The organism is Megasphaera coli (genome assembly GCF_900095855.1).
In the GTDB taxonomy this organism is placed as follows: domain Bacteria; phylum Bacillota; class Negativicutes; order Veillonellales; family Megasphaeraceae; genus Megasphaera; species Megasphaera massiliensis_A.
Map to the genome: position 1 here is coordinate 225663 of NZ_FMIY01000002.1, position 26160 is coordinate 251822.

The window sequence follows — 26160 nt, forward strand, 5'->3', positions numbered from 1 at the left end:
TGACAGTGAACCTCCTATCCGTTATGTGATGTGGTTGCCAGACCATCATCATTCTAACACAGGAGGTTCCTTCTTTTTCTATAAGTATTTTTTTGCTCCCCCAGTAAACTGGGGGTTTAGTCATGCCTGTTCGGCGCCAAACACAAAGACCGCATTTCACTTGGGAAACGCGGTCTTTAATCATTAAGAGCAGTCATCACTTCAGCGACGGAATCATATGTGCGGCTGAGGTTGCGATGGTGATTTATATCATCCAAGATACGAAGTGTTTCTTCATTATTTGTATACAATCGCATATCAAAAGGAAGTCCGCCATGACGTACTACCGTTTTTAAAAATATAGTAATAGCTGTAGATGTAGGTAGGCCTAATTCAGAGAAAATGTGTTCTGCCTGTGTTTTTAAATCTGCGTCGACACGAAGATTCAGATTTTTTGTTGTAGCCATATGAATCAACTCCTTTAAGATTATTATAAGGCAAAGCAACGTAAGTATAAAGGAGTTTTCGTTACAAAGCCTATTTTCCCAATGTGTCGATAAAGGCTTTGATTATTTCCGGGTCGAAGAGGAGGCCCGAGGCGCTGAAGAGCTCGCGAACGGCCTGTTGCTTCGTTTTTGCCCAGAAATCGGCGGACGGATTGATAATGGCGTCATAGTAATCGGCAACGGCGATGATACGTGCACCGAAGGGAATATTGGCGCCGCGCAGATGTTTCGGATAGCCCGAGCCGTCCCACCGTTCGTGGTGATGAACGATGTAAGGGATGATGTCGTGACAGCAGGGGATATTTTCCAGCATGTTGCCGCCCGCTTCGGCATGGCGGCGGTAGGCGGCTTTTTCCGTACGGTTCAAATAAGGAGCTTTCGCAAGAAGTGTGCCTGAAAGGGTCACTTTGCCGATATCATGTAAGAGCGAGGCGTATTTTATGAGTTCTATTTCGCTTTTCGGCAAGCCCAGCTTGGCTGCAATGCTGACGCTGTAATTGGTAACCTGCAGGGAATGTCTGTATAAGCGTTGGCTCTTCATTTGTAAAAACGAGACAAGCCACGCCGTTATAGATTCTAGCGATTCTTTTTCATCAAAGCCCATGCCGGCCGCTTGTTTTAACGATAACATGTACATAAGGGGCAAAACCTTTCTGCTTTTTAACGAAATTACTGATTCGGCGGCCGTTTCGGGTGCCGCAGGATGTTGATCATTTTGGCGCTCGTCCGCTTGATGCGGGCGCCCGTGTTCTTCATACGCCGTACGGTCGTAATCTTGGATTTTCTCTTCGGACGCATGTCGCGGATAGAGCCGAAGTCGCCGCGGCGTACGCTGGTCGCCTTAATGCGATCGGATTTGAAGGCTGTTTTAAAAATACCCATAATGCGGCTTAAATGAAGATCCGCCGAGAAACTGTAAATATCTACGGCCGCATAAGACAAAACGGGGTAGTAATGTATGCAAATATGTGTATTGCCCGTAAAGGCGAGGCCCGTCATTTCATCGGGTGATTGAAAAAAATTGATTTCTTCTATAGCAATGCCTATACAGGCAAAGGCATTTTCCAAGGACGGCCGCAGGTCTTCCGGCATGGTGACGGCAAGGCGACAGTTATAAAAATCAATGAGCAAATGCTTTCCTAAGGTATTATTCATAAACTCCCACCGGCTGATATATTTGCAACCCATTATATAATGTTTCCTTTTCCTTGTAAACGCGAACGAGTGTACGCCTCGGGCCGGTTAAACGAGAATAAAGAGGCCGGTCTTACAGTGAATACGCGAAAAGGCCTCTTCCCGTTTTGAGAAGAGGCCGGTATATAAAAATTGAATAGGTCTATTCGTAATATGCCGAATATGGAAAATTACGCCGACACGGGTGTGAAGGTAAAGTCCGTGCCCGAGTAATCAATACGGACGGTTTGGCCTTCCCGCACGGCGCCGCTGATAATGTCGCGGCTCAAGGCTGTTTCTACAGTGTGTGTAATAAGGCGGCGCAGAGGACGGGCACCGAACTGCGGTTCGTATCCCTTTTCCGCCAGGGCATGCAGGGCTTCGTCCGACCAGGTCAGGCTGATATTCATCTGCTTTTGCAGGCGCGCGCCGAGGTTTTTGAGGAGAATCCCGGCAATTTCCAGCACCTGTTCCCGCTGCAGCGCCTTGAAGACGACAATATCGTCAATACGGTTGAGAAATTCCGGGCGGAAGTAGTCTTTAAGGATGCGGCGTACCGCTTTTTCCGCTTCGCCGAAGTCCGTCGTTTCAAGGATTTCATGGGAGCCCAGGTTGCTCGTCATGATGATGACCGTGTTCTTGAAGTTGACGACGCGGCCCTTGCCGTCCGTCAGGCGGCCGTCATCGAGGATCTGCAGAAGCACGTTGAAAATATCGGGATGGGCCTTTTCGATTTCATCGAGGAGAATGACGCTGTACGGTCTGCGCCGTACGGCTTCGGTGAGCTGACCGCCTTCATCGTAGCCGACGTATCCCGGAGGCGCCCCGATAAGGCGGGAGACCGTGTGCTTTTCCATATATTCGCTCATGTCGATGCGGATGATGTTCCGTTCATCGTCAAAAAGCGATTCGGCGAGGGCTTTGGCCAGTTCCGTCTTGCCGACGCCTGTCGGGCCGAGGAAGATGAACGAGCCGATCGGGCGGTTCGGATCTTTTATGCCCGCGCGGGCGCGGATGACCGCGTCGCTGACGACCTGTACCGCTTCATCCTGACCGATGACCCGTTCATGAAGCGTATCGTCCAGGTGGAGAAGCTTTTCCCGTTCACCGGTCATCATCTTTGTCACGGGAATGCCCGTCCAACGGCTGACGACTTGGGCAATGTCTTCTTCGCTCACTTCCTCCTTGAGAAGGTGGCTGTCGCTTTCCTTGGAAAGCGCTTCTTCCTGTTCGGCCAACTGCTGCTGTAATTGCGGCAGCTTGCCGTATTTCAATTCCGATGCCTTGGCCAAATCATACTCCCGTTCGGCTTTTTCCATTTGGTGGCGCACATCATCCAGTTCCTTCTTCAAGGCCTGAGTCCGCAAGATGGCCTGCTTTTCCTTATCCCAACGGGCTTTTAGCGTTTCCTCTTCGCCTTGAAGCTCCCTCTTGGCATCGACGATTTTTGCCAGCCGTTCCTTGGAGGCATCGTCCGTTTCCTTATTGAGGGATTGTTCTTCTATTTCAAGCTGCATGATCTTATGGCGTACTTCATCAAGCGGTGCCGGCATAGATTCGATTTCCGTGCGGAGCTTTGCGGCCGCTTCGTCGACAAGGTCGATTGCCTTGTCCGGCAGGAACCGGTCCGAAATATAGCGATCCGAAAGAACGGCGGCCGCTACCATGGCGTTGTCGCGAATACGGACGCCGTGGTGCACTTCATAGCGTTCCTTGAGGCCGCGAAGAATGGTAATCGTATCTTCCACGGACGGCTGGTTGACCATGACCGGCTGGAAGCGGCGTTCCAAGGCGGCGTCTTTTTCAATGTACTTCTGATATTCATTCAGCGTCGTCGCACCGATACAACGCAGTTCGCCGCGGGCAAGCATGGGTTTTAACAGATTGCCCGCATCCATGGAGCCTTCAGATGCGCCGGCGCCGACAACCGTATGGATTTCGTCGATAAAGAGGAGAATTTGCCCCTCCGACTTGGCGATTTCATTTAAAACCGACTTCAGCCGTTCTTCAAATTCACCGCGGTACTTGGCACCGGCAATAAGGGAACCCATGTCGAGAGAGTAGAGCGTCTTGTTTTTTAACGATTCCGGTACGTCGCCGGCAATGATGCGGCTTGCCAGTCCTTCGACGATGGCCGTCTTGCCGACACCCGGTTCGCCGATGAGGACCGGGTTGTTTTTGGTGCGGCGCGAGAGAATTTCTACGGTACGGCGAATTTCGTCATCTCTGCCGATGACGGGGTCGAGCTTGCCTTTGCGGGCCGCCGCCGTCAGGTCGCGGCCATATTTTTCCAGGGCCTTGTAATTGCCTTCCGGGTCGTCCGACGAAACGGACTGCTTGCGGTTGGCCTTAACCGCGCTGAGGATTTTGTCGGCGTGGAGGCCGAATTGGCTGCACACGTCCTGAATTTCTTTGTCGCCTCCTTCGACGATGCCCAAGAGCAGGTGTTCCGTGCTGATGTAGTCATCGCCCATGGCTTCAGCGCGCTGCTGAGCTTTGCCGATAATGCGCACCGCTTCCGTCGACATGGCGAGACGGCTTTGTCCCTGAACGGAAGGAATTTTTTTCAAAAGCTGTTCCAGCTTAGCCCGCAGCAAGGGCAGGTCGGTTTTGCAATCGTCAAAGACCGTGGCAAGAAGCCCTTCCGGCTCCTTCGTTAGACCGAGAAGCAAGTGGACTGCCGTAATTTCCTGATGATAATGAAGGGCAGCCAATTGCTGCGCTTCCTGGAATACTTCCATAACCTTTTGCGTATATTTTTCATTTTCCATTGTCATGACCTCCTTTATCTGTCAGTGTAAAGGAAAATATCATAGTCAGTCGTATTTCTTATAACTACAGCTTTTATTATACACGCAAAGGTCAAAAAGTCAAATAAGGAGAAAGGAAATAGTTAATGTTTTTACTTAACAGCAGTGGATAAACAGTTTTGTCAGTTTATCAGGTAAACAAAAGATTATGGGTAAATAAAACTTTTACTGATATACCTAAAACTCATGAGACTTAAATAATTATTGAAGTGTATATAAGTAGTTATTGCTTAAAATGGGGAATGTTTAAATTAATAAGAATAAAGCGTAATATAAATTCTAAATCTAATAGTGGATATATATAATTTATTAAAAAATATATTATTCAAAATAGCATATCTTTCTATATTGATAATCTCAATAGATATGATATAATCGTCATAATTGTGGCAAAATAATGATTTAAAAATATTTTATGGACAATAATTCGTGTTTTAAAAGAAGATTACAGAAAAGGAGTGTTAATGTATGAATCAAATTTATAAGGTTGTGTGGAGCAAAGTGAAGGGTTGTTATGTTGTCGTGTCGGAATTGACAAAGCGGTCCGGCAAAAAATCTTATAGGCTCTCCGAAAGCAAGGCATTGCTTCGGGTGGTTGTCTGTACGATGATGATGACCGGCTGTCTGCTTCCTGTAGCTATTCAGGCAAATGTAGTACAAGGACCGGGGGCGTCTGCCGCCGGCAGTGAATCTGTAGCTGTAGGTGATAATGCCAAAACAGAGTCTACGAATAAAGGCGGCGTTGCCATCGGTTCTAATGCTCAGGCATTGGGTGAAGATATGAATGCTGAAGGGTCAACATATTCGGCCGGCACGATTGCTATCGGCATGAATTCAAAAGCTACTGCCAACAGTGATATTGTTATTGGCCGCAACGCAAAGACTATACAGCCGGATCCCTCTTTTCCGCATAAGCAGATCAAGGACGGCTCTATTGTAATCGGTTCGGAATCGGTCGCTTACGGTAATACCGGCGATGTGATCATCGGTACGCGGGCGGAAACGAATATCAAGGTCAAGATGGATAATATTGCACACGGTACTAATACCGGCCAATTGCAATATGGTCAGGGCGTAGCGATCGGTAGCGGTTCCAAAACATATGGTACGCAGGCTTTAGCTATAGGTGCGGATACAAGGGCGATTGGCAATTCATCCCTGGCCATCGGCGGCGACGATATCAATATGGCGCGCAGTGTATTGGAAGCCGCAGTTCCTCAGCTGATCCCCGGTAACGGCATTCAGAAGACTTTCCTCCGAGAAATGAATGCGATCGGGATGGATAAAAGTAAATTAGGCAGTGCCGAGTTGAATACGTCCGGGAAGTACGCCAATACGGCTGCTTTAGGAGATGCCACGACAGCTATCGGCATGATGAGTGAAGCTTTCGGGACGGGTTCTACAGCAATCGGTATAAACTCTATGACCAAAGGCGTTGCCAGCACCGGTATCGGGATCATGGCGAGAAGCTGGGGGAAAAATTCCGTATCAATGGGAAGTCAGGTAGGCGCTTACGGAGATAATTCGGCTTCCATCGGCGTCTCGAATAACGTCGGCCTGGATATGACAAACGGAACCATATCCGGTGAATCGTCTGCCGCCTTAGGGGTTCAGAATACTGTTTACGGCAATAGTGCTTATGCCATCGGCGGAAAAAATACCATCGGCTCGGCTACCGTGACGGAAACGGAAGTGGCAAACGGTAACGATAAAGATAAAATAAAGACTGTAACTGCCGGTACGGTAAAAGGGAATAACTCAGGCGTTTTCGGCTATAATAATACAGTAGCCGATGATAATTCCTATGTTATAGGCAATAATAATGCAATAAAGAAAGAAGGCACGGCAGTCAATGCGACGAATGCCTTTGTCATAGGCAACAACAGCAAGGCTTCCGATGAAAATACAATCGCTGTAGGTTACAAAACGACGGCGTCCGAAAAAGGGAGCATGGCCTTGGGAGCAGAGGCGAAGGCAAGTGCCTCTAAAGGAGATGTCGCACTGGGATCCGGCTCGGAAACGGCAGCTGCCGTAGGAACGGCTTCGGCAACTATCAATGGAGAAAACTATAACTTCGCGGGAACCAATCCGGGATCCACCGTAAGCATAGGTAAAGCGGGAACGGAACGTACGCTTACGAATGTAGCTGCAGGCCGTATTTCCGGCACCTCTACCGACGCTATCAACGGCAGTCAGCTCTATGCGGTGACGAATGCGCTTGATAAAGGCGTCGTTTATGCAGGAGATGTAAAGGAGGCGGCTGCACCTGCCAATATATTCACACGGCGATTAGGTGAACAAACGAATATTGTCGGCGGCATAACGGATGTATCCAAGCTGACTGATAATAATCTGGGGGTTGTTTCCGACGGGAACGATACGCTGACTGTAAAGTTGGCCAAGGATCTTACGGGGTTGAATACGGTCAATGCAACGACGCTTAAAGCCGGAGATACTATGATAAACGACAACGGCGTCACTATCAATAACGGCCCTTCCGTTACAAAAAACGGGATCAATGCGGGCAATAAACAAATTACCAACGTAACCAGCGGCGGAACGACAGATACCAATGCGGCCAATATCGGCGACGTAAAACAGGCGGTCAATAATATTACAAATACATTGACAACAAAAGGATTGAATTTCAAGGGCGATGATGCCGCCGTTATCCATAAAGATCTGGGCACACAGCTGGATATCAAGGGCGGTGCGACAGGAGATTTATCGGATAACAATATCGGAGTCGTGTCCGAAGCGGGTGCCTTGAAACTAAAGCTGGCTAAAACATTGTCAGGACTGACGAGTGCACAATTTATAGACGGCGGCAAAACGACGACGATCAACGGCGGCGGAGTGACCATTACCCCGAGTTCGGGAGACCCGACGAAGACGGTAAGTTTGACAGACGGAGGTTTGAATAACGGCGGAAACACGATCACCAACGTGGCTGCCGGTGTCAATGATACGGATGCGGTTAATGTAAAGCAGCTGAAAGATACAATTACAGCGAACAAGACCGTCTTGAAGGACGGGAAGAATACGACCGTCACAGGCAGCGGGACTTCCGCCGATCCGTATAAGGTAAATCTGAACGACCATGTGACGCTGGGGACGGATCCGGCCAAGAAGATTGATATAAACGGAGAAACGGGAATTATCAAAGCCGGTGACAAGGTAACTATTGACGGTACGAAAGGGAACATCACTTCCGGCAAGGTGACCGTCAACGGAGAAAACGGAACGGTCAACGGGCTGACCAACAAAACCTGGGATCCGAACAACTTCACCAGCGGACAGGCCGCCACAGAAGACCAGCTCAAAGCAGTAGACCAAAAGATTACCAATACGTCCGAAGAACTGACGAAAAAAGGAATGGACTTTGCCGGTAATGAAGGCGAATTCCACCGGAACCTGGGAGAGAAAGTCACCATCAAAGGAGAAGGGACCAAAGCTGCCTCCGAATACTCCGGTGAAAACATCAAAACCATTGCCGATGCGAACGGTAATATCACCGTCAAAATGGACAAGAACCTGAAAACCGAAACCATTGTCGCTACAGGTAAAGACGGCAAAGACGGCAAAATCGGTATCAACGGGAAAGACGGCAAAACGACAAATATCTCCGTTACCCGTGACGGCAAGCCCGGAGTAGACGGTGCACCGGGTACGACCACGACCCGTATCGTATACCAGAAACCGGACGGAACCAATGAGGAAGTTGCTACCCTGAATGACGGCATGAAGTACGGCGGCGATACGGGAGCAGTCATCAAGAAGAAACTGAACGAACAGGTGAACGTCATCGGCGGCATTACAGATGAAAGCAAACTGACGACAGAAGATAACCTCGGTGTCGTATCCGATGGCAATAACAACCTGAAAGTCCGCATGGCCAAAGACCTGAAAGGCCTCAACAGCGTGACCACCAACACCCTGACTGTGGGAGACGTGAAAATCGACAACAGCGGTATCAACGCAGGGAATAAGAAAATCACCAACGTAGCAGCCGGAGACATCTCCGCCAACTCCACCGACGCCGTCAATGGAGGGCAGCTGTGGAAAACAAACCAGACAATCAACAATATAGGAGGAGCAGTCAATGAACTTGGCGACCGGATGGACAGAGTAGGAGCAGGAGCGGCAGCATTGGCAGCACTCCATCCGCTGGACTTCGACCCGGATGACAAGTGGGATGTGGCAGCCGGCTACGGTAACTACAAAGACGCTCATGCGGTAGCGGTAGGAGCATTCTATCGTCCGAATGAAGATACGATGTTCAGTGTAGGAGGCTCCTTCGGAGGAGGAGACAACATGGTGAATGCCGGAGTCAGCGTGAAGCTGGGACAGGGCAACCATGTATCTACATCACGGGTAGCTTTGGCTAAGGAAGTAGAGGACTTGAAAGCGATTGTCAAGGCGCAGAGTGCTGAGATTAAAGCTATGCGTGGAGCCATGCAGTCGGGGGTAACGGGTATGAAGGATGTTAATTTCCCTGATGTACCGAAAGACCACTGGGCATACTCTTATGTAAAATCATTAGCGGACAGAGGTCTTTTGGAAGGCTATCCGGACGGAGAGTTCAAGGGAGACCGTTCAATGACCCGCTATGAATTTGCGGCTATTATTTACCGTGCACTGCAGAATGGCGCGCCTATTGACAGCAACATGGCAAAGGCCATCGGTGAATTCGACCCCGAAATTAATCGAATAAAGGATTTGGACCGCACTCGTGTTGACCGTATTTCAGGCAAGGATAATGACCGTCATAAGGTGGAACGCGTCCGTGTCAATAATGAAAGCAATAAAGAAACGGGTGATTACCGCGATATATACGGTTCCCATATTTCACCGGAAGCGTAAGCCGGAACGGCAAGCAAAACAGGCATAAGGAAATAGTTTAAGAAACATAAAATACGGTATCCGTCAGATGTGATGGGTACCGTATTTTTATGTGAATGAGACGGTAAGACGTCATCAGAGTAATAGATTCTTCACTTTGTGTCACTATTCCGCTTTCTGTCTTTTTCATACAGCATTCTTGTCTCGTTCAGAATGACGAGGCATGGAAGTCGTCATAATGAGGGGGGCGGCAATCGTCATCCAGAGCGAAAGCGAAGGATCTGCTGCCGTAATGAGGAAGACGGAAATTATATCCTCTTTTACGATTTGAGTCATTGCGGCAAGCGAGTACCTTCCACCACTAACGTGGTCTGCCGGATTCATGGGAATAGTTGGCGCCAATTTGACAAGAAAGTCGCCAACTTGATTTGTCTCCAAAGGTTAGAATATTTTTTTGTGAGTCAACTTTTGAAATTCGATGACTGAAATTGCAAGGATAGAAATTACAAACAATCTTTGCTATAATATTTATGTTATATTAGTGAAAAAAATTAGTGAAAAAAGAGTTTTATGCAATGGTTCATGCTACGGGATTTGTTCATTAAAATCGGAAGTTGATTTGTGTGACAGGGAGAGGTGAGACGAAGCGCGAAGGGGAAACAGCGTCAGGAAAATATAGTGGCTCTTTTATATTTTTATTTCTTTAATATTGGGAGGAAAGTATGAACAGAATTTACAAGATTGTATGGAGCAAGGCAAAAAATGCCTATGTGGTAACGTCGGAACTGGCGAAGAACCACACAAAAAGCGCTTCGGGGAAAGCAGTGAAAGCGGCGCTGGCGGCTGCCGTGGGGATGGGGCTCCTCATGGGCGGCTACACGGCAAGCGCAGCGGATAATACACCCGGTGCCGGTAGTGGAGTAGCTGTCGGTACGGGCAGTAACGCGCCGAAAACGGAAAATGTGGCTGTCGGAAAAGGGGCAACAATTAAGTATTCTAATGGTGCTAGTGCTGCTACCGGGGATGTGGCTGTCGGAAGTGATGCCGTTATTGATAACTATGCCAGCCAGGGGGGCAGTGTTGCTATCGGTAAAAATGCAAAAATAGAAAATATGACTGGGAGGCAGGAATCACTATTTGCATTGGGGCAAACAACCTATCACTCTGGAAATTTTTGGGGAACACTACAAATTCCCGACAATCCGGAGAATGTGGCAGGAAGTATAGCTATTGGTGATAACACCTATGCACGGACGGGGAGCATTATGATTGGTTCTCATAATTATAGAGGAGATATAGGAGACCAATCTGTAGATACATCTAAAACAAAAGACTATGGAGTCAATATTAATGCAACCACTTTAGGAACGAATAGTTTTAATCAAGGAGCTTTTTCTACCGTTAGCGGTGCTTACTCCATTATTTCCGGTAAATATGATGGAAGCGGTTTCTCCTCACATGTTGGACAGAATTTTGGCGCCACGATTACCGGTTCTCTGAACAGCATTGAATCTGCTACTGCTTCTTCCGCGTATTCCGGCGTGGCGAACAGCATTGTCGGTACAGCGAACAGAACGGCTAATTCTAACGGTTCCCTCATCTTCGGCGCCGGTAATGAAATCACCAATTCCATTACCAATATTTCCGCTCCTTCCGGCAATAGTACTTCTGCCAAGGATCTGGCTGACAAGCTTCGTGCATCGGTGAAATCATCCAACAGCGGCGGTGCCACTCTTGCCATCGGCGGAGGAAATACAGCGGATTGGACCCAGCTTTCTCAAATTATTGGTGTGAACAATACGTTGAAAGGTACATCTGGGGCTATTAGTAAGTTTAACATGATTGATGGCTACAAAAATACCGTAACAAAGGCTGAGCACGTGTCCGTAATCGGCTCCGAGAATACCGTTGAAAACAGCAAGAGCCAGACCGTCATCGGGGACAGCAATAAGATTACCGATAGAAATGCCGGTACGGTTTCCGGGAAGCAGGAAGAAAGGACGAAAAATGTGTCCGACCTTGTCATCGGCAAGGGAAATAAAATTGAAGGCAACAGTACCTATATGAAAGGGTATGAGAGTCTGACCGTCATCGGGAATAATAATGAAATGGTCAATCCCGGCGCGGGTATCGTGATCGGGGATAACCAGAAAGTTGGGGCGATTAAAGAATCTGTTGTTATCGGTTCCATGACACCGGAAGAAAAGGCCGATTCCGATATCCAGCAGAAACATGCCAGCGTCGTTGTCGGGTATCACGCCCAGAGCGGGACCAGAGACGGCGGCGGAATGAATGTGGCTCTTGGACATGGCGCAAAAGCTTATGGCTGGCAGGAGACCGTGACAGGGATCAAATCCATTGTGGAGGCAGGCGATTCCGGCCTTGACGGCTATCTGGCTTCTGTCTATGGCGGTCTTAATACCGTAGCGTCAAATAAGGCGGACCAGAATGATGGGATGGCAAACACTGTTGTCGGTACCCTGAACAAAACAGAAGGCGCCAATGGGGCGCTCGTTTTCGGCGCGGGCAATAGCGTTACGCATTCTTTCGGGACGGCGCCGACCGATGAAAATGGAAACAGTATGAACGAATATTGGGATGATACCATATCATTTCATGGACAGGAATATGCCGGCGGAACCGGACAGCTAAGTCATGATGAGCTCAGGAAAGCAATGGGATTAGCCATGTCGACCGGCGGCGGTTCTGTGGTCACCATGGGGAACGGAAATACTTCAGATTATGCTGTCCATTCTCAGATCATCGGTTCCGGAAATATCCTTACCGGTACAGCAAATACACCCAGCATCAATAATACGATTAACGGATATGGAAATACAGGCAGGAATGTGGAACGTATGTCTATGATGGGTACCGGGAATAATATGTCAGGCAGTACGGCCGATGTAGTGATTGGGGATTATCACCATATGGACGGTGGTAAAAACAATGTAATCCTTGGATCCATGGCTACGGAAAAGAAGACTGTAGAGAAAACGTATACGAGGAAAGATGCTTCGGGCAATGTTATTCTTGAAAAGAAATATAAGGTGATGGAAAATGTACCGATTAAATCGCATACGGCGAACATAAGCAATGCGGTGATGCTCGGCTACAATACGGATGTGGAAAAAGACGGCGGCGTAGCGCTCGGTGCGGATTCGATTGCCTCTGTCGACAAGGGCGTTGAAGGCTATGACCCGGCTGCCGGTAATCATGCCAATGATACGACAGGCACCTGGAAAGCGACAGCTGCTGCTGTTTCTGTCGGTAAAGCGGCAGATCCGACCGGGGCGGCAGGCTCTCCGGCAATCACCCGCCAGATTACAAATGTGGCGGCCGGTACACAGGACACTGATGCGGTGAATGTGGCACAGCTGAAAGCGGTACAGACAGCCGCCGATGCCTCGAAAGTGCATTATTATAGCGTGAATGATAAAGGATATCATGTAGGCAACTATAATAATGACGGCGCAAAAGGCGGCATGGCGCTGGCTGCCGGTGCGGGTGCAGCAGCCAATGGTACAGCTTCTACCGTGACAGGCGCTTTCTCCCGTGTGGACGGCGATGGAGTCAACGGTTTTACGAATGGCTTCCAGGGGGCAACCTCTTCCGTTTACGGCACATTCAATGTTGTCGGGGCAAAGAACGGCGTAAAATTTGACGGTGTGGCAAACAGCATCGTCGGTGTGGCAAATAAGACGGAAAATGCCAATGCGGCCCTGATCTTCGGTGCTGGCAACAAAGTAACAAATTCCTACAGACCGGTTACGGGAAGCGTGAGCACGCTGTCACAGGCTATGCAAAAAGCGCTTAACACAGGTGATAATAGCGATATGATCACCGCTTTGGGTGAGATGACCAAGACCAGCGGCGGAGCAGTGCTTGCCATCGGCGGCGCCAATACGGCCGACTACGCGCAGCTGTCCAAATTGGTCGGGGTTGGCAACACACTGACCGGTACGAACGGGCATGAAAGCCTCTACAACATGATTGATGGGTATCTGAATACCGGCAAAAATGTCAATCATGTATCCGTCATCGGCTCCGAAAACACGGTGGAAGACACGGATGATGCCCTCGTGATGGGCAACAAACGAAAACTTTCAAACCACGCCGACAACAGCATCGTTCTGGGCTCCGGAGACAGCACCATTACGACGAGCGTGGCAAACGCCGTAGCCATCGGCCATAATGCCAATGTGACCGCGGCCGGCGGTGTAGCTCTCGGCTTCGGCTCCATAGCTTCTACCGCAGCCGGTGCCGCAGGCTATGATCCCAAGACCGGCGGGGCTTCGTCCGACGCGTCTGCGACATGGAAGGCCACACAGGCGGCCGTTTCCGTCGGTGATGCGGCAAACAATGTGACCCGTCAGATTACGGGCGTGGCGGCAGGTGCGCAGGATACGGACGCCGTCAATGTGGCGCAGCTGAAGCAGGTTCAGTCAACGGCGACGACGGCCGCGAATATGGAAGTAAAAGGCGGAAATAATGTGACTGTCGATAAGACGACTGCCGGCCCCGATAACCATACAGTCTATACGGTTAATTCCAAGGACACGTATACGACGGGCGGCACGTATGATGCGGCAACGAAGAAGCTCAAATTCACGCAGAATGATCCGTCCAAGAATTATGAAGTTGACGTAAGCGGTCTCGTAGGTGCCGGCGGCAGCGGTAATCTGACCTTTGCGGGAGATTCGGGCAGTCCCGTCACCAAGAATTCAGGCGAAACGCTCGGTATTACCGGCGGTGTCAGTGAAGCGGATACGGCTTCGGCGAACAATATCGGCGTCATTGCCAAGGACGGCAAGCTGAACCTGAAGCTTGCCAAGAACATCGACCTGGGCAGTGACGGCAGCGTCAAGACCGGCAATACGAAGGTCAGCAATACGGGCGTGACGATTGCCGGCGGCCCGTCCATGACGACGACAGGAATCGATGCGGGCGGCAAGAAGATCACCAATGTGGCGGCCGGAGAAGTCAGCAGCACTTCGACGGATGCCGTAAACGGCAGCCAGCTCCACGCCGTAAAGAATGACGTACAGAACATCACGAACAATGTGACGAATATCAGCGGCAAAGTGAACAAGCTGGACAACCGTCTTGACCGCGTCGGCGCGGGAGCGGCGGCATTGGCGGCTCTCCATCCGCTGGATTTCGATCCGGACGACAAGTGGGATTTCGCAGCGGGTTACGGCAATTACCGCGGTGCCAACGCCGTGTCGGTAGGTGCTTTCTACCGTCCCAATGAAGACACGATGCTGTCCGTCGGCGGCAGCTTCGGCGGCGGTGAAAACATGGTCAACGCCGGTATCAGCCTGAAGCTGGGTCAGGGCAATCATGTATCCACCTCCAAGGTGGCTATGGCCAAGGAAATCAAAGATCTGCGCCAGGAAGTAGAACAGCTGAAAGGCGCTCTCGTTAAGATGTCGCAGGGACAACAGCTGGATACTACGAAGATGAAGCTCTTCCCGGACGTACCGGAAAACCATTGGGCTTATGAATATGTAGCCACCTTAGCCGGCAACGATGTGGTGGAAGGCTATCCGGACGGAAACTTCGGCGGTGACCGCATGATGACCCGTTATGAATTTGCAGCTATCGTGTATCGTGCTATGCAGAGAGGCGTCAATGTAGATGCCCGTATGCTCGCTGAGTTTGAACCTGAATTGGAACGGTTCCGCGTAGATACGATTGCAAAAGATAAAGCAGGCAATCCGTCAATTGAACGGGTTCGCGTTATTTCCAAGAAAGATAAGAAGTAAATATATAACATAAAAGAAGAGCTCCGGCCGGAGCTCTTCTTTTATGTTGCTTAAATACTGTTAAAAACAAGCTTATTTTACATTTTCCACGATGCAAGCCGTGCCTTGGCCGCCGCCGATGCAAAGCGTTGCCAGACCGTATTTGCCGCCTTTTTCTTTAAGGCCGTAGAGCAGGGTGACGAGGATACGCGCGCCCGATGCGCCGATGGGGTGACCGAGGGCGATGGCACCGCCGTGAATGTTGACTTTAGCCATGTCGAAGCCGAGCTCTTTGCAGCAGTATGCGGCTTGTGCGCCGAATGCTTCGTTAGCTTCGATGAGGTCAAGGTCGCTGCCTTTGAGACCTGCTTTTTCAAGCGCTTTGCGGGAAGAAGGAACAGGACCCGTGCCCATGATGGCGGGATCGACACCGGCGGAAGCGTAGCTCGTAATCGTTGCGAGCGGTTTAATACCGAGTTCTTTCGCCTTGTCCGCAGACATGACGACTACTGCAGCGGCGCCGTCATTGATACCGGAAGCGTTGCCGGCCGTAACCGTGCCCCCGTCTTTTTTGAAGGCCGGCTTTAATTTGCCGAGACCTTCGGCCGTTACGCCTTCACGCGGGAATTCGTCCGTATCTACGACGATATCGCCTTTTTTCGTGTGAATGACGACGGGAACGATTTGATCTTTGAAGGCACCGCCTTTAATAGCGGAAACAGCTTTTTCCTGAGAAGCGGCAGCCAATTCATCCTGTGCCTGGCGGCTTACGCTGAATTTTTCGGCAATATTTTCAGCAGTGATACCCATATGGTAGTTGTTGAAAGCATCCCACAGGCCGTCTTTGATCATTTCATCGACGATTTTGCCGTCGCCCATACGATAGCCCCAGCGTGCTTTCTGTACGAGATAGGGTGCCTGAGACATGTTTTCCATACCGCCCGCCACAACGACGTCAACATCGCCGGCTTTGATCATCTGTGCCGCCAGCGATACGCAGCGGAGACCGGAGCCGCAAACCTTATTAATCGTCATTGCCGGTGTTTCGACAGGCAAACCAGCTTTGATCATCGCCTGGCGGGTCGGGTTCTGGCCGAGACCTGCCTGCAATACGTTACCCATAAGGACTTCGTCGACAGTTTCCTTGGAAATGCCTGCGCGTTTAATCGCTTCTTCGATAACGATTGCGCCGAGCTCGACAGCAGATACGTCCTGGAATGCTCCGCCGTATTTTCCGATTGCCGTACGGCATGCACTTACGATTACAACCTCTTTCATGAATACCACCCCTTCATATAATGTTCGGTACTGATTGATAAATATAGAAATGTGAAATGAGTACGTTCATTTTATTACAAATGTTCGTGATTTCACAATCTCTATGTATATAGTATATGCTTTTCTCTATAAAAACAAGGGCGAAATTTAGTTGATTTATACAGAATAGTCATTGATATAGAGATAACTTGCCGTATAAGTCATAGCTAAATATGGCCGTAAATAAAAAGAACGCCCTCGCGTGAAGGCGTTCTTTATGCTGTATGTGTTAGAATAAGTTTACGATGAAGCTATAGCTCATCAAAATGCCTAACGAAATAATCAGCTTTGCATTATCACCTAAATGTGTCATCGTAAATCCCCTCCTTTTAGAAGTTACAAGTATAATAAAGTTCGTAAATGAACTTTCTTTATCTGCTTATATAGTAGCAGAATTGCAAATAAAATCAACAGCCTAAAAAGTTATTGCCGGCGCCTGTATATGTCATTAATGCATGGAAGTTGACGGTAATTTAGATAAATAAAGGGAATATGGACAACAGAATTTTTTGATGAAATAGAAATAAAGAGAAACCAATAGAATTTTAAGTAATAAAAATTTATATAGTATGAGTAAAAATAGACTGTTTAATTATTTTAAGAAAACACTTAAAAATATATTGAGGAAAAAGAAACATACTTCCGACTTTAAATAAGAGCTTTTCTCATCTCGACAGGATAAGCGCCTGACCGTATAATAAGGAATAAGAAAAATGAGGAGACATGGACATGAGTTTTTTGAACGGCTTATTCGGCAGAACTTCGCTGGAGCCGATGGATACACGCATATATGATGATGCCGCGGCACTTTTTAACAGTGCTGCCGCACAAAACGAGACCGCAGACGGGGAAGAAAAGGCAAAAATTTCGTCCGGATCCGCGTGTGACGCACTTCCCGGCGCGACAGGGCCTTTCGGCTCCAAGTACAACCCTGTTCCCGTAAACGGACTCTTCGGAGCTTGGGCTTATATGTCGCGGCTTCGTTCACTGCGGACGGGAAATGCCGTCTTTTTCCACCTTGCCGTGCGTCATGACGGCGAAGCGCTTTTTGAAGTAATCAGCCGCAGCGGCAACGAGGTGTTTGATCTTTGGTTCAGCCTGTACCATCCGCGGCAGTCCCGGAATGTGCCGGACGGCTATATATTGGAAAAAGAAGCCGTTTTTCCGCGCGGGATTACGACGACGGCGGCGGATTTTCCGGCGGCGCTGTACGGGAAAATAAAAAAAGAAACGAAGCGGCGGCTCCATGTGGAGGTGGCCGATAAGAACAGTAAGTATATAGATGTTGAGCGGGCGCAGGAAAATTTGCGCTCTTTGCGCTCGGAAAGGGATGAACTATGAAACACGCTTTTGCGTCCGTGCGGATGGACGAAACCCATCCGCATTGGCAGTTTGCATCGGCGCGCAAAGGGAAATTATATGCGCGGGACGGTGATTTTCGCACGGAATTCGGCAGAGATTACACGCGCATTATCCACTCTCTCGCCTACAGCCGGCTGAAGCATAAGACACAGGTTTTTTTTACGACGAAAAACGATCATATATCGACACGTATTGACCATGTCAACCAGGTAAATTCCGTGAGCAGTACTATCGGCGTGTATCTCGGTCTGAATTGTGAGCTCATCAGCGCCATTGCTCTCGGCCATGACCTGGGGCATTCCCCCTTCGGCCATCTCGGCGAGCGGGTGCTGCAGGAAATCAGCGAAAAAGAATTGGGGCGACGCTTTTGGCATGAACAACAGGGGCTGCGCGTAGTAGACGACATCGAGACGCTCCTCGATCCGGCCGGGAAAACACAAAACCTCATGCTGACCTATGCCGTCCGTGACGGCATAATCAGTCACTGCGGTGAAGTACGGTCAACCGTGCTGAGGCCGCGCGGGGAAGCTTTGGAACTGGAGAAAATACCCGGTCCTGGCCGATACGATCCTTATACGTGGGAAGGGTGTGTCGTCAAGGTGGCCGACAAAATCGCCTATTTGGGCAGGGATATTGAAGACGCCGTGCGGCTGCGCATTTTAAAAGAAAACGGCAAGCCCCTGCGTGAACTTCTGCGCGAGCTGAACAGTCACTTTCGGGCGGACATGCAGTCCGTTACGAATACGTCCATCATGTACCCGCTCATTACGGATATTTGCCGTGAAAGCACGCCGGAAAAAGGTATTGTCCTGTCTGAAGGGCATATCAGGCTGATGGATACTGTCATGCGTTTTAACTATGAATATATTTATAAGAGCAAGCGCCTGGAAATCTATCACAACTATGCGCGCCTTATTCTTGAATCCATTTACAAGCTGCTCCGGGAATGCTATGCCGGCGGCAACACGATGGACAATATCAGGCGCCTTGCCGAAGACTACCCGACCTTGGGCCGGCACTTTGAAAAGCGGATGAAAAAATACTCCGACATAGGCCGTGCGGAAGGGGATACGCGTGAATACGGCAATACCGTTATTTACCGAATCGACACAAGTGAGGACGATTATAAGACGGCCTGCATCGATTACATTGCCGGCATGACCGATACATACGCGGAAAAGATTTTTGATGAACTGACTACGTTTTAGCACTTTCCGCGAAATAGCTGCTCAAGTTTGCAATGTCCGGGAAATTGTGTATAATATAAAAAGAGACAGCAAGCGTTTCGTGACGCCAGGCTCGTCTCCAAGTTAATGAATTTGAAAGAACGGCCCGGCGTTATGTTATGTCGGGCGCTTTTTCATGGGCCAATTATTTGGCAGCCATGATTATGGTGGCCACTAAGATTGACGAGCCTGACACGCTTACTATCTCCTTATTAAGGGTAGCATAAAAATGGCCCGACGGCTCGCAATTTAATGAAAAATTAATGCTTGACACGGTGCAGGTGGGCTGATACTATTTATATATCGTTGATTAAGCAGGAGCGGTCCGCTTCTCACCTTACATGGCGCTTGAGTTACTAAGGTTACCGGCCAGGCAGATATGAGCGGACAGCTATGTTGTTCGCTCTTTTTTTGCGGAGGTGAAAGATTATTAGTAAGGAATTGCGCGTGAACGAACAGATCAGAGCGAAAGAAGTGCGTCTGGTCAGCGACACGAATGAACAGCTCGGTGTCATGTCTTTGCGTTCGGCTCGTCAAATTGCGGAAGAACGGCATTTGGATTTGGTCGAAATTGCCGCTGCCGCGACGCCTGTCGTATGTCGCCTCATGAATTACGGCAAGTACCGGTATGAGCAGCAGAAACGGGAAAAGGAAGCAAAGAAGAAGCAAAAGGTTCTTACCTTAAAAGAAGTAAAGCTGCGCCCCAATATTGAAGATCATGATTTTTATGTGAAAATGAAGGCGGCACAGCGTTTTCTTGACGAAGGCAATAAGGTAAAGGTCACGATTATGTTCAGAGGCCGTGAAATGAGTCATCCCGAATTGGGTGAAAAGCTGCTCGTTCGCTTTGCCGATGAACTCAAAGCTGTCGCACACGTTGAAAAGACACCCAAGATAGAAGGCAGAAACATGACCATGGTCATCGCTGTCAACAAAGCGAAGTAAGAGGAGGATATTATAATGGAGAAATTGAAAACCCGCAGCGCTGCGGCAAAACGGTTCAGTGTAACAGGCACCGGTAAATTCAGAAGAGCAAAGGCGTATAAGAGCCATATTTTGGAAAAGAAATCGCCCAAACGGAAACGCAATCTGCGTAAAGCCGCTTTCGTAGCCAAGAGCTACAGCGACGCGGTTCGCAAGATGTGCCCGTTTATTTAATACATATACGATTACAGTTACAGTAAACCCGGGAGGAATATATAATGGCTAGAGTTAAAGTCGGCGTTACGGCACACGCCCGTCACAAGAAAATCATCAAATTGGCAAAAGGCTATCGCGGTACGCGCAGCCGTCTCTTTAAAAAAGCAAATGAAAGCGTAATGAAGGCACTTTCGTATGCACTTCGCGACCGCCGCGCCAAGAAGCGGGAATTCCGTAAATTGTGGATTGCCCGTATCAACGCGGCATCGCGCGCAAACGGCATGAGCTACAGCCGTTTCATCTGCGGCTTAACCAAAGCAGGCGTTATGGTCAACCGCAAAATGTTGGCCGATCTCGCCGTACACGACGCGGCTGCATTCGCCAAGCTTGTCGAAATGGCAAAGGCACAGTAAACGGCGCATACGGAACGCACCTGTAAAGGGTGCGTTTTTTCGTCAACGCGCAGGAAAGGGAGTTAACAGGAATGAGTGAAAAGAAAATCCCCTTCACGGAGGCGGAAATTCGTGAAATTATCAAGACATATCCTACGCCTTTTCATATTTATGATGAACGGGCGATTGTTGATAATGCACGTAAATTCCTTGCCGCCTTTGCGTGGGCGCCCGGTTTTAAGGAGTATTTTGCCGTCAAGGCGACACCCAATCCGCATATCTTAAAATTGCTGCAAGCCGAAGGCATCGGTGCCGACTGCAGCTCCATGGCGGAGCTCCTCTTGTGTGAAAAGATCGGCATTTCCGGCGAAGAGATTATTTTTTCGGCCAACGACACACCGTATGAAGAGTTTGCCAAGGCCATGGAAATGGGCGCTCTCATCAATTTGGACGATATTACGATGATCGATTATATGGAGCGGCGGGGTCCCTTGCCGGCCGCTGTATGCATGCGTTATAATCCGGGGCCGCTGCTGAAAGAGGGGAACGCTCTCATCGGTATGCCTGAAGAAGCGAAATACGGCATGACGCGCGGCCAGATTTTTACGGCCATAGACATGCTGCGCCGAAAGGGAGTGGCCCGTTTCGGACTGCACACGATGGTCGTGTCGAACGAATTGGCCGAAGCGAACCTCCTTCATACGGCTGGGATGATGTTCGACCTTGCCGTGGAAGTACAGGATAAACTCGGCGTAAACATTGAGTTTATCGACTTCGGCGGCGGCATCGGCATTCCCTATCGCCCCGAAGATAAAGACGTCGATTGTGCCGTCCTCAGCGCCGGTATTCGGCGGAGTTTTGAAGAAATTATGGTGCCGCACGGCCTCGGCGAGGTTCGCCTTGCCTTTGAATGCGGCCGTTTCGTTACGGGGCCGTACGGTTACCTCGTCATGACGGCCATTCATCACAAGGATATTTGGAAACACTATATCGGTACGGACGCGTCCATGGCGGATCTCATGCGGCCCGGCATGTACGGCGCCTATCATCATTTGACGGTTATGGGTAAAGAAACGGTGCCTGCCGATCATGTGTATGACGTGACCGGTTCCCTTTGCGAAAACTGTGATAAATTTGCCGTTGACAGAAAGTTACCGCAAATTGATGAAGGCGATATCCTCGTCGTTCACGATACGGGCGCTCACGGTCATGCCATGGGCTTTAATTACAACGGCAAGCTCCGTTCGGCGGAGCTCCTGCTCCGCAAGGACGGGGCGGTCACGCAAATCCGTCGCGCCGAGACTATGGATGACTTGTTTGCAACCTTGGATTTTACGTCCTTCAGGAAGTAACGGGGGAACGTATTGCAGCTTTACGAAGGAGAGACGTATGATCAGTTTTTTTGATGCAGTCACGGCCTTTCAACTTATGATGATTCTTTCCCTGGCAGCCGGTCTTGCGTACGGGCGGAGAAGGGGGCGGCTTCCCGTCAGGGCGGCAGTACTGCACAACGCCATGTACCTCGTGTGGGCGCTTGTGGTTACGGCCTTTTTTGCGGCGAGCCTTGCCGTTTGGGCCGTGTCCTTTTTCGTCCTCTTTTTCCTTTCTCACGCCCTCTGCGGCAGACGGCGGCAAGGCGCGTGGATCAACACGGAACGGGTTGTGCACGTTCGGTCGGGGGCCTTTTTGTTTCTCCCGGCGGCGGCACTCCTCTTCGGCGGCATGCAGGTACTGGCCTATTATTTACCCCTGTGCGTATACGCTCTGCCCTATGAAATCGGTACGGCTGCGGCAGGCGGTCTGTTTTTGGGACTTCTCTTTTCCTATACGGACAGGGAATTGCAGGTATAAAGCTTGTTTGACAGCTCCGTTCTTTGTTGATACAATAAAATTGTATTTTTGTTATTTTACCGGTAGGGAGATGCGGCATGATATCAATGATGAAGGACATCTGTATACGTTCTTTTTCTTGCCGTGCCTGCAATATGCCGTAATGTAAAAATCCCGGAAGGTGACGTATGTCGCTTTCGGGATTTCTTTGTTTCGGGGAGGAGCATTTTTATGAAGGTCGGGGTAATAATGGGCAGTGATTCCGATCTGCCCGTTATGCAGAAAGCCTTGGATGTGTTTGCCGAGTTCGGCGTGGAATGCGAGGTCATTCTCGCGTCGGCTCACCGCACACCGGATGCGGTCAAAGAGTTTGCCGAAGGAGCGGAAGCGAGGGGCATCGGCTGTATCATCGCCGGCGCCGGTATGGCGGCTCATCTGGCAGGTGTTGTCGCAGCCTTTACGCCCCTGCCCGTTATCGGTGTTCCCTTGGCGGGAGGGAACCTGAAGGGAATGGACGCGCTTCTCGCCACGGTGCAGATGCCTTCGGGTATGCCGGTTGCGACCGTTGCCATTAACGGCGCCGGGAACGGAGCCCTCCTGGCACTGCAGATACTGGCTGTCGGCAATGCGGCGCTGCGCGCAAAATACAAAGCCTATCGCAAGCATATGAGTGACCAAGTCGCAGCAAAAAATCTGAAATTGCAGGAGCAGCTGAAAAAATCCTGATAAACGGCCGGAGGGAATATATGCAGTACGATCCGATATGGGATAAAATTCATGAAGAATGCGGTGTCCTGGGCATTTACGACAAGACCGTGGAGATACCGCGATATATCTATTGGGGGCTCTTCGCCCTGCAGCACCGCGGGCAGGAAAGCGGCGGCATGGCCCTTACGGACGGGACGGATATTCATACGTACCGCGGCATGGGACTCATCAGCTCGGTCTTTGAAAAAGGCGTGCCCGAAGAAGACGGACATATCGGCATCGGACATGTCCGCTATTCGACGACGGGCTCCAATAATCCGCGCAATATTCAGCCTCTTGCCGTGTATACGGCTATGGGTGAAATCGCCCTGGCCCATAACGGGAATCTGACGAATACGCGCCTTCTGCGCGAAGCTCTGGAGGATTCGGGTGCCACCTTTCAGACCACTATGGACAGCGAAGTCATTGTCAATCTCATCGGCCGCAGTAAGAAAAAGACCTTTGAAGAGCGTATTATAGACAGTGTGAAACAGATTCGGGGCGCTTATTCTCTCGTTCTCATGACGAAAGAAAAGATGTACGGTGCCCGCGACCCGTACGGCTTCCGTCCCCTCTGTATCGGCCGGACCGGGACGGGCGGTTGGGTCCTCGCTTCGGAAACGTGTGCCCTGGACGCCATCGGCGCCGCCTTCGTGCGTGACGTGAAGCCCGGCGAATTTATTGAAATCGGGGAGAACGGCCTGAGGTCGGTTATCTTTGCCGCAGCGGACCGTAAGCAGGTCTGTTCCTTTGAATACATTTATTTTGCACGCCCCGACAGCATTATAGACGGGCAGGACGTCTATCAGGCGCGCCTTAACATGGGCCGGGAAATGTGGAATGAAACGCGCTATGATGCGGATCTCGTCATTTCCGTTCCCGACAGCGGCACGACGGCGGCCATCGGTTATGCCATGGCGTCTGGGATTCCCTTTAACCACGGTCTCATTAAGAACCGTTATATGGGACGGACCTTCATCAAGCCGAACCAGAAGCAGCGTGAACTGGCCGTGCGCATGAAGCTGAACGTCGTCAAGTCGGTCGTCGGGGGAAAACGTATCGTCATGGTCGACGACTCCATTGTCCGCGGCACGACGAGCGGCATTATCTGTAAGCTTCTGCGTGAGGCGGGGGCGAAGGAAGTCTACATGTGCGTATCGGCGCCGCCCGTCAAGTACTCCTGTTTTTACGGCATCGACACGTCCGTGCGCAAGGAGCTCATTGCGGCAGGCCTCAACGTGGAAGAAATTCGCAAGTATATCGGTGTAGACAAGCTGCATTTCATTTCTGAAAGCGGTTTGGCAAGGGCCATGCCGGAGGTGCCGAAGGAAAATATGTGTCTTGCCTGCTTTAATAACGATTACCCTACGGACATTCCCGTGACCGGTGAGGAAGGAGAAAAGTATGCCCTCGAAGGAAAATGCTAAGGAACGGTTGACCTATGCCGCAGCCGGCGTCGATATTGATGCGGGGAACAAAGCGGTTGAACTGATGAAACACTCCGTAAAGGCCACGTACCGCCCGGAAGTGCTCGGCGATCTCGGCGGCTTCGGCGGACTCTTTTCGCTTATGAACAGTAAGATTAAGAATCCCGTCCTTGTCAGCGGCACGGACGGTGTCGGCACGAAGCTGCGCCTGGCCATTATGATGGATAAGCACGACACGGTCGGCCAAGACTGCGTCGCCATGTCGATTAACGATATTCTCGTCCAGGGAGCGGAACCGCTCTTTTTCCTCGACTATATCGCCGTGGGCAAGCTCCATCCGGAGCAGGCGGCGACCGTCGTCAAGGGTGTTGCCGCGGCATGCGCCGAATCGGGATGTGCTCTCTTGGGCGGCGAAACGGCGGAAATGGCCGGCTTTTATGCTGACGGCGACTATGACCTGGCCGGTTTCGGCGTGGGTATCGTAGACAGGGAGAAGATCATTACAGGTGAAACCGTCGATGTCGGTGATGTTCTCATCGGTTTGCCGTCGACGGGCGTTCATTCCAACGGCTTTTCGCTCGTGCGGAAAATTATTTTCGAGCGCATGGGCATGAAGCTTGACGACTATGTTCCCGAGCTCGGCATGTCCGTCGGCGAATGTCTGCTCACGCCGACGCGCCTTTATCCGCGGCCGTGCCTGCCGCTTATACGAAATTTTACGATTAAAGGGATGGTCCACATTACGGGCGGCGGCTTTTATGAAAATATTCCCCGCGTACTGCCGGACGGCATCGGTGTGGAAGCGGATGTTACGACATGGCCGCGCCTGCCTGTATTCGATCTCTTGCAGCGAGGAGGCAATGTGGATTGGCACGAAATGTATCGGACTTTCAACATGGGCATCGGCATGATACTCATCGTTGACGCCGCCGACGCGGACGCCGTCATGCATGACCTGGCGAAACGCGGCGAGCCTGCCTATATTATCGGCAGGACCGTGCGCGCCGATAAAGAACGCGTTACCCTTACGGGAGGCCCCTTCCATGCGTAAAAAGCGAATCGTCGTCTTCGCCTCCGGCAGAGGCTCCAATGCGGCGGCGCTGCGACGGGCCATACTGGAAGGGAGTATTAAGGGCGAGCTCGTCGGCGCCGTTTGCGATGTGGCCGATGCGCCTTTCATAAAGACCGCTTCGTCCTGGGGCGTTCCGGTCATTGTGGCGGAGCGCAAGGGCTTCGTGTCGCAGCAGGACTTTGAGGCTTATATAGCCGCGCGTATTGAGCCGCTCCGGCCCGACTTGCTCTGTCTTGCCGGATTTATGCGGCTGTTGAGCGGCGATTTCATAAAGCCTTATGCGCACCGCATCATGAATATCCATCCGGCACTCCTGCCGGCTTTTAAAGGGCTGCATGCCCAGCGGCAGGCCGTGGAAGCGGGTGTAAAGGTTGCCGGCTGTACGGTGCACTTCGTCGTGCCCGACATGGATGCGGGCCCCATTATTATTCAGGAAACCGTGCCCGTACGCGATGACGATACGGAAGATACGTTGGCGGCGCGGATTTTGACGAAAGAGCATTCGGCCTATGTGCGGGCCGTATCACTTTTTTGTGACGATAAGCTGGAAATTACAGGCAATAAGGTACACATCAGAGATTAACGGGGAG

Annotated in this window: 18 protein-coding genes; 13 read left to right on the forward strand and 5 right to left on the reverse strand. The window is 50.5% G+C overall.

The genetic code is table 11. From position 1 onward, the window contains the following. Positions 1-176: 176 nt before the first annotated feature. The 4 genes from BQ2674_RS01500 to clpB all read right to left on the reverse strand — a co-directional run bounded on the left by BQ2674_RS01500 (position 177) and on the right by clpB (position 4429). Positions 177-446: a type II toxin-antitoxin system RelB/DinJ family antitoxin gene (locus BQ2674_RS01500; protein ID WP_075572108.1), complete on the reverse strand. Its 270-nt coding sequence runs from the start codon at positions 444-446 to the stop codon at positions 177-179. Between the two features lie 70 nt (positions 447-516). Beyond that, a complete protein-coding gene (locus BQ2674_RS01505; RefSeq protein WP_075572109.1) occupies positions 517-1122 on the reverse strand; it encodes an HD-GYP domain-containing protein in 606 nt (201 codons plus the stop codon). Positions 1123-1154: 32 nt separating this feature from the next. Then, positions 1155-1640: an S-adenosylmethionine decarboxylase family protein gene (locus BQ2674_RS01510; RefSeq protein ID WP_075573320.1), complete on the reverse strand. Its 486-nt coding sequence runs from the start codon at positions 1638-1640 to the stop codon at positions 1155-1157. Between the two features lie 209 nt (positions 1641-1849). Continuing rightward, positions 1850-4429 (reverse strand): ATP-dependent chaperone ClpB, encoded by a 2580-nt coding sequence (gene clpB / locus BQ2674_RS01515; protein ID WP_075572110.1) that lies wholly within the window; start codon positions 4427-4429, stop codon positions 1850-1852. A 507-nt stretch (positions 4430-4936) separates the two neighbouring features. On the opposite strand from clpB, the gene BQ2674_RS01520 reads away from it, so the two are divergent. Both BQ2674_RS01520 and BQ2674_RS08560 read left to right on the forward strand, forming a co-directional pair. Continuing rightward, positions 4937-9331 (forward strand): ESPR-type extended signal peptide-containing protein, encoded by a 4395-nt coding sequence (locus tag BQ2674_RS01520; RefSeq protein ID WP_075572111.1) that lies wholly within the window; start codon positions 4937-4939, stop codon positions 9329-9331. A gap of 701 nt (positions 9332-10032) precedes the next feature. After that, positions 10033-15078 carry an ESPR-type extended signal peptide-containing protein gene (locus BQ2674_RS08560; RefSeq protein WP_075572112.1) on the forward strand — a complete coding sequence of 1682 codons (5046 nt, stop codon included), beginning with the start codon at positions 10033-10035 and terminating at the stop codon, positions 15076-15078. Between the two features lie 72 nt (positions 15079-15150). Here BQ2674_RS08560 and BQ2674_RS01530 read toward each other — a convergent pair whose 3' ends face one another. Next, on the reverse strand, positions 15151-16335 hold the full coding sequence (locus BQ2674_RS01530; protein ID WP_075572113.1) for an acetyl-CoA C-acetyltransferase: 1185 nt from the start codon (positions 16333-16335) through the stop codon (positions 15151-15153). 768 nt (positions 16336-17103) lie between these two features. Between BQ2674_RS01530 and BQ2674_RS01535 the strand changes: the two genes are divergently transcribed. The 11 genes from BQ2674_RS01535 (at position 17104) to purN (ending at position 26153) form a co-directional block, all read left to right on the forward strand. Continuing rightward, a complete protein-coding gene (locus BQ2674_RS01535; RefSeq protein WP_143696388.1) occupies positions 17104-17715 on the forward strand; it encodes a hypothetical protein in 612 nt (203 codons plus the stop codon). Then, positions 17712-18944 carry a deoxyguanosinetriphosphate triphosphohydrolase family protein gene (locus BQ2674_RS01540; protein ID WP_075572115.1) on the forward strand — a complete coding sequence of 411 codons (1233 nt, stop codon included), beginning with the start codon at positions 17712-17714 and terminating at the stop codon, positions 18942-18944. The genes BQ2674_RS01535 and BQ2674_RS01540 overlap by 4 nt, the downstream gene beginning before the upstream one ends. A gap of 459 nt (positions 18945-19403) precedes the next feature. Continuing rightward, positions 19404-19907, forward strand: coding sequence for a translation initiation factor IF-3 (infC, locus tag BQ2674_RS01545; protein WP_075572116.1), 504 nt, complete (start codon positions 19404-19406; stop codon positions 19905-19907). Between the two features lie 15 nt (positions 19908-19922). Beyond that, positions 19923-20120, forward strand: coding sequence for a 50S ribosomal protein L35 (rpmI, locus tag BQ2674_RS01550; protein ID WP_075572117.1), 198 nt, complete (start codon positions 19923-19925; stop codon positions 20118-20120). A 44-nt stretch (positions 20121-20164) separates the two neighbouring features. Continuing rightward, complete coding sequence (rplT, locus tag BQ2674_RS01555; protein WP_075572118.1) at positions 20165-20515, forward strand: 50S ribosomal protein L20; 351 nt, start codon at positions 20165-20167, stop codon at positions 20513-20515. A 71-nt stretch (positions 20516-20586) separates the two neighbouring features. Further along, positions 20587-21846 (forward strand): diaminopimelate decarboxylase family protein, encoded by a 1260-nt coding sequence (locus BQ2674_RS01560; protein WP_075572119.1) that lies wholly within the window; start codon positions 20587-20589, stop codon positions 21844-21846. A 37-nt stretch (positions 21847-21883) separates the two neighbouring features. After that, positions 21884-22345, forward strand: coding sequence for a hypothetical protein (locus BQ2674_RS01565; protein ID WP_075572120.1), 462 nt, complete (start codon positions 21884-21886; stop codon positions 22343-22345). A 210-nt stretch (positions 22346-22555) separates the two neighbouring features. Further along, a complete protein-coding gene (gene purE / locus BQ2674_RS01570) occupies positions 22556-23050 on the forward strand; it encodes a 5-(carboxyamino)imidazole ribonucleotide mutase (RefSeq protein WP_075572121.1) in 495 nt (164 codons plus the stop codon). Between the two features lie 20 nt (positions 23051-23070). Next, positions 23071-24498, forward strand: a complete 1428-nt coding sequence (purF, locus tag BQ2674_RS01575) for an amidophosphoribosyltransferase (protein ID WP_075572122.1) — start codon at positions 23071-23073, stop codon at positions 24496-24498. Next, positions 24476-25549, forward strand: a complete 1074-nt coding sequence (gene purM / locus BQ2674_RS01580) for a phosphoribosylformylglycinamidine cyclo-ligase (RefSeq protein WP_075572123.1) — start codon at positions 24476-24478, stop codon at positions 25547-25549. Before purF ends, purM begins: the two co-directional genes overlap by 23 nt. Next, the gene (gene purN, locus BQ2674_RS01585; RefSeq protein ID WP_075572124.1) at positions 25542-26153 is read left to right on the forward strand and encodes a phosphoribosylglycinamide formyltransferase; all 612 of its coding nucleotides are present in this window, start codon (positions 25542-25544) and stop codon (positions 26151-26153) included. Before purM ends, purN begins: the two co-directional genes overlap by 8 nt. The last annotated feature ends 7 nt before the right edge of the window (positions 26154-26160 follow it).

Bases quoted from the DNA above. Each gene is read 5' to 3' on its own strand.
- BQ2674_RS01500 (WP_075572108.1), bottom strand. From the start codon at position 446: ATGGCTACAACAAAAAATCTGAATCTTCGTGTCGACGCAGATTTAAAA.
- BQ2674_RS01505 (WP_075572109.1), bottom strand. From the start codon at position 1,122: ATGTACATGTTATCGTTAAAACAAGCGGCCGGCATGGGCTTTGATGAA.
- BQ2674_RS01510 (WP_075573320.1), bottom strand. From the start codon at position 1,640: ATGAATAATACCTTAGGAAAGCATTTGCTCATTGATTTTTATAACTGT.
- clpB (WP_075572110.1), bottom strand. From the start codon at position 4,429: ATGGAAAATGAAAAATATACGCAAAAGGTTATGGAAGTATTCCAGGAA.
- BQ2674_RS01520 (WP_075572111.1), top strand. From the start codon at position 4,937: ATGAATCAAATTTATAAGGTTGTGTGGAGCAAAGTGAAGGGTTGTTAT.
- BQ2674_RS08560 (WP_075572112.1), top strand. From the start codon at position 10,033: ATGAACAGAATTTACAAGATTGTATGGAGCAAGGCAAAAAATGCCTAT.
- BQ2674_RS01530 (WP_075572113.1), bottom strand. From the start codon at position 16,335: ATGAAAGAGGTTGTAATCGTAAGTGCATGCCGTACGGCAATCGGAAAA.
- BQ2674_RS01535 (WP_143696388.1), top strand. From the start codon at position 17,104: ATGAGTTTTTTGAACGGCTTATTCGGCAGAACTTCGCTGGAGCCGATG.
- BQ2674_RS01540 (WP_075572115.1), top strand. From the start codon at position 17,712: ATGAAACACGCTTTTGCGTCCGTGCGGATGGACGAAACCCATCCGCAT.
- rpmI (WP_075572117.1), top strand. From the start codon at position 19,923: ATGGAGAAATTGAAAACCCGCAGCGCTGCGGCAAAACGGTTCAGTGTA.
- rplT (WP_075572118.1), top strand. From the start codon at position 20,165: ATGGCTAGAGTTAAAGTCGGCGTTACGGCACACGCCCGTCACAAGAAA.
- BQ2674_RS01560 (WP_075572119.1), top strand. From the start codon at position 20,587: ATGAGTGAAAAGAAAATCCCCTTCACGGAGGCGGAAATTCGTGAAATT.
- BQ2674_RS01565 (WP_075572120.1), top strand. From the start codon at position 21,884: ATGATCAGTTTTTTTGATGCAGTCACGGCCTTTCAACTTATGATGATT.
- purE (WP_075572121.1), top strand. From the start codon at position 22,556: ATGAAGGTCGGGGTAATAATGGGCAGTGATTCCGATCTGCCCGTTATG.
- purF (WP_075572122.1), top strand. From the start codon at position 23,071: ATGCAGTACGATCCGATATGGGATAAAATTCATGAAGAATGCGGTGTC.
- purM (WP_075572123.1), top strand. From the start codon at position 24,476: ATGCCCTCGAAGGAAAATGCTAAGGAACGGTTGACCTATGCCGCAGCC.
- purN (WP_075572124.1), top strand. From the start codon at position 25,542: ATGCGTAAAAAGCGAATCGTCGTCTTCGCCTCCGGCAGAGGCTCCAAT.